At 68.4% G+C, this 6,133-nt stretch carries 5 protein-coding genes; 2 read left to right on the top strand and 3 right to left on the bottom strand.

The window, feature by feature from the left end; translation table 11 throughout:
* Positions 1–123 precede the first annotated feature (123 nt).
* On the bottom strand, positions 124–609 hold the full coding sequence (locus ABZX92_RS33015) for a DUF1269 domain-containing protein (protein WP_355568098.1): 486 nt from the start codon (positions 607–609) through the stop codon (positions 124–126).
* Between the two features lie 111 nt (positions 610–720).
* Between ABZX92_RS33015 and ABZX92_RS33010 the strand changes: the two genes are divergently transcribed.
* Both ABZX92_RS33010 and ABZX92_RS33005 read left to right on the top strand, forming a co-directional pair.
* Positions 721–1,137 carry a hypothetical protein gene (locus ABZX92_RS33010; protein WP_355568096.1) on the top strand — a complete coding sequence of 139 codons (417 nt, stop codon included), beginning with the start codon at positions 721–723 and terminating at the stop codon, positions 1,135–1,137.
* Positions 1,137–2,147 (top strand): AI-2E family transporter, encoded by a 1,011-nt coding sequence (locus tag ABZX92_RS33005; RefSeq protein WP_355568093.1) that lies wholly within the window; start codon positions 1,137–1,139, stop codon positions 2,145–2,147. The genes ABZX92_RS33010 and ABZX92_RS33005 overlap by 1 nt, the downstream gene beginning before the upstream one ends.
* On the opposite strand, the gene ABZX92_RS33000 is transcribed toward ABZX92_RS33005, so the two are convergent.
* Positions 2,089–3,474, bottom strand: coding sequence for an alpha-amylase family glycosyl hydrolase (locus tag ABZX92_RS33000; RefSeq protein WP_355568090.1), 1,386 nt, complete (start codon positions 3,472–3,474; stop codon positions 2,089–2,091). The genes ABZX92_RS33005 and ABZX92_RS33000 overlap by 59 nt on opposite strands.
* Positions 3,471–6,026, bottom strand: a complete 2,556-nt coding sequence (locus ABZX92_RS32995; RefSeq protein WP_355568087.1) for a glucosidase — start codon at positions 6,024–6,026, stop codon at positions 3,471–3,473. Before ABZX92_RS32995 ends, ABZX92_RS33000 begins: the two co-directional genes overlap by 4 nt.
* Between the last annotated feature and the right edge of the window lie 107 nt (positions 6,027–6,133).

Below are 6,133 nucleotides of genomic sequence, written 5' to 3'. Positions count from 1 at the left end.
TCTTCAGTTCCGCCGTGGGTCTATTCATAGGGTCGCCGTCTTTCCCACTTCGGCGGTAGTAGACCAGCAGCAGCACCCCGACTGTCGCCGCCGGCCGCACCACCGCCGTGATCATCGAGCGGCTCAAGCCGTGAACGTCTCCTTGAGCAGCTTCTCCTCCTCCACCGAGAGGTTCGTCGTGATCAGCTGAGCCCCGGTCTTCTTGAACTCGTGCGCGACCTTGTCGATCACGGCGTGCTCGGACATGACGAACAGCGCGGACGTGCCGGGCGTGACGCTCTCCCGGACGTCCTGCACGAACTCGTCGTCGATGCCCGCCCGCGACAGCGATCCCGCCAGCGCGCCGACCCCGGCACCGATCGCCGCGCCGAGCACCGGGATGAAGAAGATGAGCCCGAACAGCAGGCCCCAGAACGCGCCACCGAGCGTGCCCGCGCCGGTGAGCTTGCCGAGCTCCTTGGTCTTGGGTCGTTTCGCGCCTTCCTCCCAGTAGACGTAGGCCGTGTCGCGGATCGTGATCAGCTGTTGTTCCTGGAGCTTGCGCAACAGGTCGAGCGCGGTGCGCGCCCCGTCGGAGGTGTCGAACTTCCACACGGTCAAAGTGGCCATGCCCAGAACTCTGCGAGAGACCGCACACGAGCGTCCTCACCCGTCGCGGGTGAAGATCCGTGCACCGAGCCGATGCACGGTTGCCCCACAACCCGAGAAAACGGAGGCACCATGCGGGAAACAGGCTGGCTCGGCTGGATCTGGTTCGCGGGCATCATGATGATCGTCATGGGGTCCTTCAACGCCATCGAAGGGCTGGTGGCGTTGTTCCGCGGCGAGTACTACGTCGCGACGGAACAGCAGGTGCTCGTCTTCGACATCACCGGGTGGGGCTGGATCACCCTGCTGCTCGGTGTGCTGGTGGCGCTGGCGGGCGCCGCGCTGCTGTCCGGCGCCGCGTGGGCCAGGGTGGTCGCCGTGGTGCTGGCGGTCGTGAACGCGGTGGCGCAACTGGGTTTCGTGTCGGTGCACCCGCTGTGGTCCACGATCGTCATCGCCCTGTGCGTCACGGTGATCTGGGCGGTGGTCGTGCACGGCCCAGAGGCGGACGTCATGTCCGACCGGCTTGAGCAGACACATCACCGTTGATGCCACGCGCACTCACGATCCTGCTCGGTGGCGCGGCCGCGGTCGTCGTGGTCGCCGGTGTGCGGGCGGTCGCGTGGCTGGTGGCGCCGGCGATGCTGGCGTTGCTGGTCGTGATCGCGGTCAGTCCCGCGCACCGGTGGCTGCGCGGCCGCGGCGCGCCACCGTGGCTGGCGACGGCGACGGTGGTGCTGCTCGTCTACGGCGTGCTCGCGGTCGTCGCCGTCACGGTTGTCGTGTCAGGCGCGCGTCTGGTCGCGATGGTGCCGGAGTTCGCGCACCACGAGCTGGTGCTGAGAGCCGAGCACGCGCTCAACGGCGTCGACCGCGGCCGGTTGGTCGGGGTGATCGGCGGTCTGCTGACGGGCCTGACGAGCCTCACCACGAGTCTGGTGTTCCTGTTGGCGCTGCTGCTGTTCCTCGGGGTCGAGGTGGGCTCGGCGAACGGCAGGCTGGCCGAGATCGCGATGGACCGGCCGCAGCTGCGGGAGGCGCTGGCGGAGTTCGTTCGCCGGACCCGGCGGTACATCCTGGTCACAACGGTGTTCGGGCTCGTCGTGGCCGCGCTGGACACGGTGGCGCTGGCGTTGCTGAGCATTCCGCTGGCGCTGCTGTGGGGTGTGTTGTCGTTCGTCACCAACTACATCCCCAACATCGGGTTCATCCTCGGGGTGGCGCCACCGGCCGTGCTCGCACTGCTGCAGCACGGCCCGCGCAAGGCGCTGGCCGTGCTGGCGTTCTACGGAGTGCTGAACTTCGTGGTGCAGTCGCTGATCCAGCCTCGTTTCACCGGCGACGCCGCCGGGCTGTCGACCACCTTCACGTTCCTGGCCCTGGTGTTCTGGGCCTGGGTGCTCGGCCCGCTCGGCGCGTTGCTGGCGGTGCCGCTCACCGTGCTGGTGAAGGTGCTGCTGGTCGACCTGGACCCGGCGGCGGGCTGGGCGGCGGCGTTGCTCAGGCCGTCACGAACAGATGACATCCCCACGGCCCCAGCTCCACGTACAGCTGACTGACGGGCTCGTGGACGGCACCACCGTCCAACAGGTCAGTGAACTTCTCCGGCCAGCCCACGGGCAGCAGCCCCTGAGCCGGCTGGTCGGAGAAGTTGACCACCACGACGTGCCTCGCGCCGTCGGCGGCTTTCCACTCCCACGCCAGAAGCCGATGGCACGACTGGTTGTCCGGCCATCCCTCGGCTTCGAGAAATGACCAGTCGCCGCGCCGCACACCGTGGTCGGCGACGACCGCGAGCAGCCGCCGGTACCAGGCCGCGAGGTCGTGGTCGAGCGGTTCGACCGGGCGCCGGGCCAGGAACACCGGCGGCCGGACGCGCCTGCCCTCGAACTGGCCCTCGTGCCACAGCGTCGCACCGGGCAGCGTGGCGATCACGACCGCGGCTGCTCGGGCGGCATCCGGGTTCAGCTCGCTCAAAACTCGCGGCTCGTCCTGGTTCTCCAGGAACCGCAGCAACCGCGACTGGTAGCCGGGATCGGCGCGCAGATGCTCGCGCACGCCTTGAACATCGCCGGAAACGAGCCGGTCGTAGAGCCGTTTGTCGTAGCAGAAGTTGAAACCCTGCTGCTGCAACATCCACTCCATGTCCCAGTAGGCCTCCGCGATCAGCACGGTCTCCGGGTGCTGAGCGCGCAGCCCGCCGATGATCTCCGGCCAGAAGTCCCGTTCCGGCGCGGGAAAGCCCCACGTCCGCGAGAAGACCTCGTTCGTCACGAGCATCGCCATGTCGCAGCGGATGCCGTCGCAGCGGGCCGCGACACTGGAGAGCGTCATCGTGGCGGCGGTCCGGAGTGCGGGTGAGAAGGCGTCGAGCTGCACGACGTCGGGCCACGCCGGGAAGTACGGATCACGCCCGAGCTCGATCTCACCGTTCTCCTTGCGCACGAAGAACTCCGGGTGGTCGACCACCCACGGGTGGTCCGGTGCCACGTGGTTCGGCACGTAGTCGAGGACCAGCCGCACCCCGCGAGCTGCCAGCTCGGCCCGTGCCCTGGCCAGGCCTTCGTCGCCGCCGAACTCCTCCGCCACCACGTAGCGCCGCACGCAGTAGGGCGACCCGAGGACGTCCTGCGCTTGAAGGTCCGGCAGCGCCTCGTGGAACGACGACCGCAGGCCGGGGTTCGCGTTCGCCATCGCCAGGCCCAGCAGGCTGCGTTCCCACACGCCCATCAACCAGACCGCGTCGACTCCCGCGGGTGTCACGGCGTGCCAGGCGGCGGCGGGGACGTCGGCGAGCGTGATCAGCCGTCCGGCTTCGCGCGACAGCTCGCCCAGCCACACCGCGGTGTTGATCTCGTAGATCACGGGTTCTTCCGGCCAGCTCATCGCGTTACCACCTGGGGGAGCAGGGCGACGAGCGCGGTCCAGCCGGTCTGGTGGCTCGCGCCGAGACCCGCGCCGTTGTCGCCGTGGAAGTACTCGTAGAACAACGGCAGACCCTGCCAGTGCGGATCTGTCGCGTACCGCTTCTGTCCACCGTGGACTGGACGGATGCCGTCCGCCCCGCACAGGAACGTGTCGAGCAGTCGTTCGCTGATGTCGTCAGCCACCTCGCGCAACGTCAGGTACCGCCCGGAACCGGTCGGGCATTCGACGGTGAAGCCGTCGCCGAAGTACTCGTGCAGGTGCAGCAAAGCGCGGATGACCAGCGCGTTGATCGGGAACCACACCGGGCCGCGCCAGTTCGAGTTGCCGCCGAACATCCCGTTGTCGGACTCCGCGGGCAGATATCCGACGCGGTGCTCCACGCCGTCCACGACGAGTGAGTACGGATGCTGCTCGTGCCACTTCGACATCGATCGGATGCCGTGGGGACTCAGGAACTCCTGCTCGTCGAGCACTCTGGTGAGAATCCGGCGCAGGCGGTCCGAGTCGAACAACGAGAACAGCACCGGCCCGGTCGCGTCCGCCTGCGCGCCGTGTCCCCACAACGCGGTGCGCACGGCCGGATGCCGGTCGAGGAACTCGCGCATACCCTCGACCAGCTCGGGATGGTCGCGCCGCACCTCAGCGCTGATCACGGTCGCCGCGGCCAGGGGCAGCAGGCCGACGGCGGACCGGACCTTCAGAGGTGTGGCGCGACCATCGGGATGCCGCAGCACGTCGAAGAAGAAACCGTCGTCCTCGTCCCAGAGGCCGCTGCCGACGTGGCCGGTGGCAGCGGCGATCCAGGCGAGGTTCTCCAGCAACGTGGCGGCGTGCTCCAGGTACGCGGGGTCGTGCTTGCCGAGCTCCAGGGCCATCTGGACGAGGTTCTGGCAGTACAGCGCCATCCACGCGGTGCCGTCCGCCTGGTCGATCCGGCCGCCGGTCGGCAGCGGCGCGCTGCGGTCGAACACCCCGATGTTGTCGAGGCCGAGAAAGCCGCCCTGGAACAGGTTGCGGCCGTCAGCGTCCTTGCGGTTCAGCCACCAGTCGAACGTGCGCAGCAACGGGGGGAAGACGCGTTCGAGGAACTCCCGGTCGTGATCGATCTGGTACACGAACCACGCCGCCCATGCGTGCACTGGCGGGTTGACGTCGCTGAAGTTCCACTCGTACGCGGGAATCTGACCGTTCGGATGCAGGTAGCGGCGCGTGAGGAGCAGCTCGATCTGCCGTTTCGCGAGGTCCGGGTCCACTGTGGCCAGTGGGACGGCGTGGAAGGCCAGGTCCCAGGCGGCGAACCACGGATACTCCCACTTGTCGGGCATCACGATGACGTCCTCGGCGATCAGATGCCGCCAGTCCTGGCCGTGGGTCAGCGGGTCCACGCCGCGTTCGGTGAGCCAGCGCTCGACGTCGAAGGCGTAGTACTGCTGCGACCACAACAGACCCGCGAGCGCCTGCCGGCACACCAGCCGTTCGTCGCTGCTCGGATCGCCCGGCAGCACCTCGTCGTAGAAGTCGTCGGCCTCGCTGCGCCGCCGGCTGATGATGGCGTCGAAGTCCGCGAAGGGATCGGAGTTGCGCTGGTCGGTCAACCGGACCCGGACGGTCGCGCTTTGTCCGGCGGGGATGCGGAGTTCGTGGTGGGCGGCGGCTTTCGTGCCGACACCGGCCGGGGTGGTGGCCGGTTCGCCGTGGATCACCGCGCGTTCGACGCCGTCCTTGACGAACCGGGTGGAGTTGGGGGAGCCGAACACGCGCTCGTTGTCGGTCTCGTTCTCCGTCACCAGAACGGGCACCGGTCGCTCCACGTACCACCAGCGGGTGCCGAGCTCCGCGTGCTCGGCTCGCACGATGTTCGGCGCGCAGGTGTGCAACGTGGGTGCCCGGTCGTCGCCGGCCCAGGACCACGTGTGGCGAAACCACAAGGTGGGCAACAGGTGCAGCGTCGCCTCTTCGGGTCCGCGGTTGTGGGCGGTGACCCGCATGAGGATGTCCTCCGGGCCGGACTTGGCGTACTCGACCACGACGTCGAAGTAGCGGTCGTCGTCGAACACACCGGTGTCGAGCAGCTCGTACTCGGGCTCGTTCCGGTTGCGCGCGGCATTGGTGTACCTGAGGTCGTCGTACGGGAACGGCTGCTGCGGGTACTTGTAGAGCATCCGCAGGTAGGAGGCCGTCGGGGTGGCGTCGACGTAGAAGTAGCACTCCTTGACGTCCTCGCCGTGGTTGCCCTCGGCGTTGGTGAGACCGAACAGCCGCTCCTTGAAGATCGGGTCCTTCCCGTTCCACAACGCCAGCGCCAGACACAGCCGCTGCCGCTCGTCGCTGAACCCGGCCAGGCCGTCCTCACCCCAGCGGTAGGCGCGATACCGGGCCTGGTCGTGGGTGAACGAGTCCCACGCGTTGCCGTCGCCGAACGCCTCTCTGACCGTGCCCCACTGCCGTTCGCTCAGATACGGCCCCCACTTGCGCCACGGACCGGGTTCCGCGAGCCTCTGCTTCTCCACGTCGCCACCTCTCGTCTCCGGCTGTTTCCCCAGGCTGGTACGGAGATCACGGCGGCGGGTCACCCGTGGCGGATGAATTGGCCACTTGCCGGGTCTGGGTGCAGGGG

The sequence above is a fragment of the Lentzea sp. NPDC006480 genome (assembly GCF_040611995.1).
Taxonomy (GTDB): domain Bacteria; phylum Actinomycetota; class Actinomycetes; order Mycobacteriales; family Pseudonocardiaceae; genus Lentzea.
Note: the sequence above shows the minus strand (reverse complement) of the source record. Positions and strands in the feature narration are given on the sequence as shown.

Coding starts and splice junctions, on each gene's coding strand:
- ABZX92_RS33010 (WP_355568096.1), top strand. CDS start 721: ATGCGGGAAACAGGCTGGCTCGGCTGGATCTGGTTCGCGGGCATCATG.
- ABZX92_RS33015 (WP_355568098.1), bottom strand. CDS start 609: ATGGCCACTTTGACCGTGTGGAAGTTCGACACCTCCGACGGGGCGCGC.
- ABZX92_RS33005 (WP_355568093.1), top strand. CDS start 1,137: ATGCCACGCGCACTCACGATCCTGCTCGGTGGCGCGGCCGCGGTCGTC.
- ABZX92_RS33000 (WP_355568090.1), bottom strand. CDS start 3,474: ATGAGCTGGCCGGAAGAACCCGTGATCTACGAGATCAACACCGCGGTG.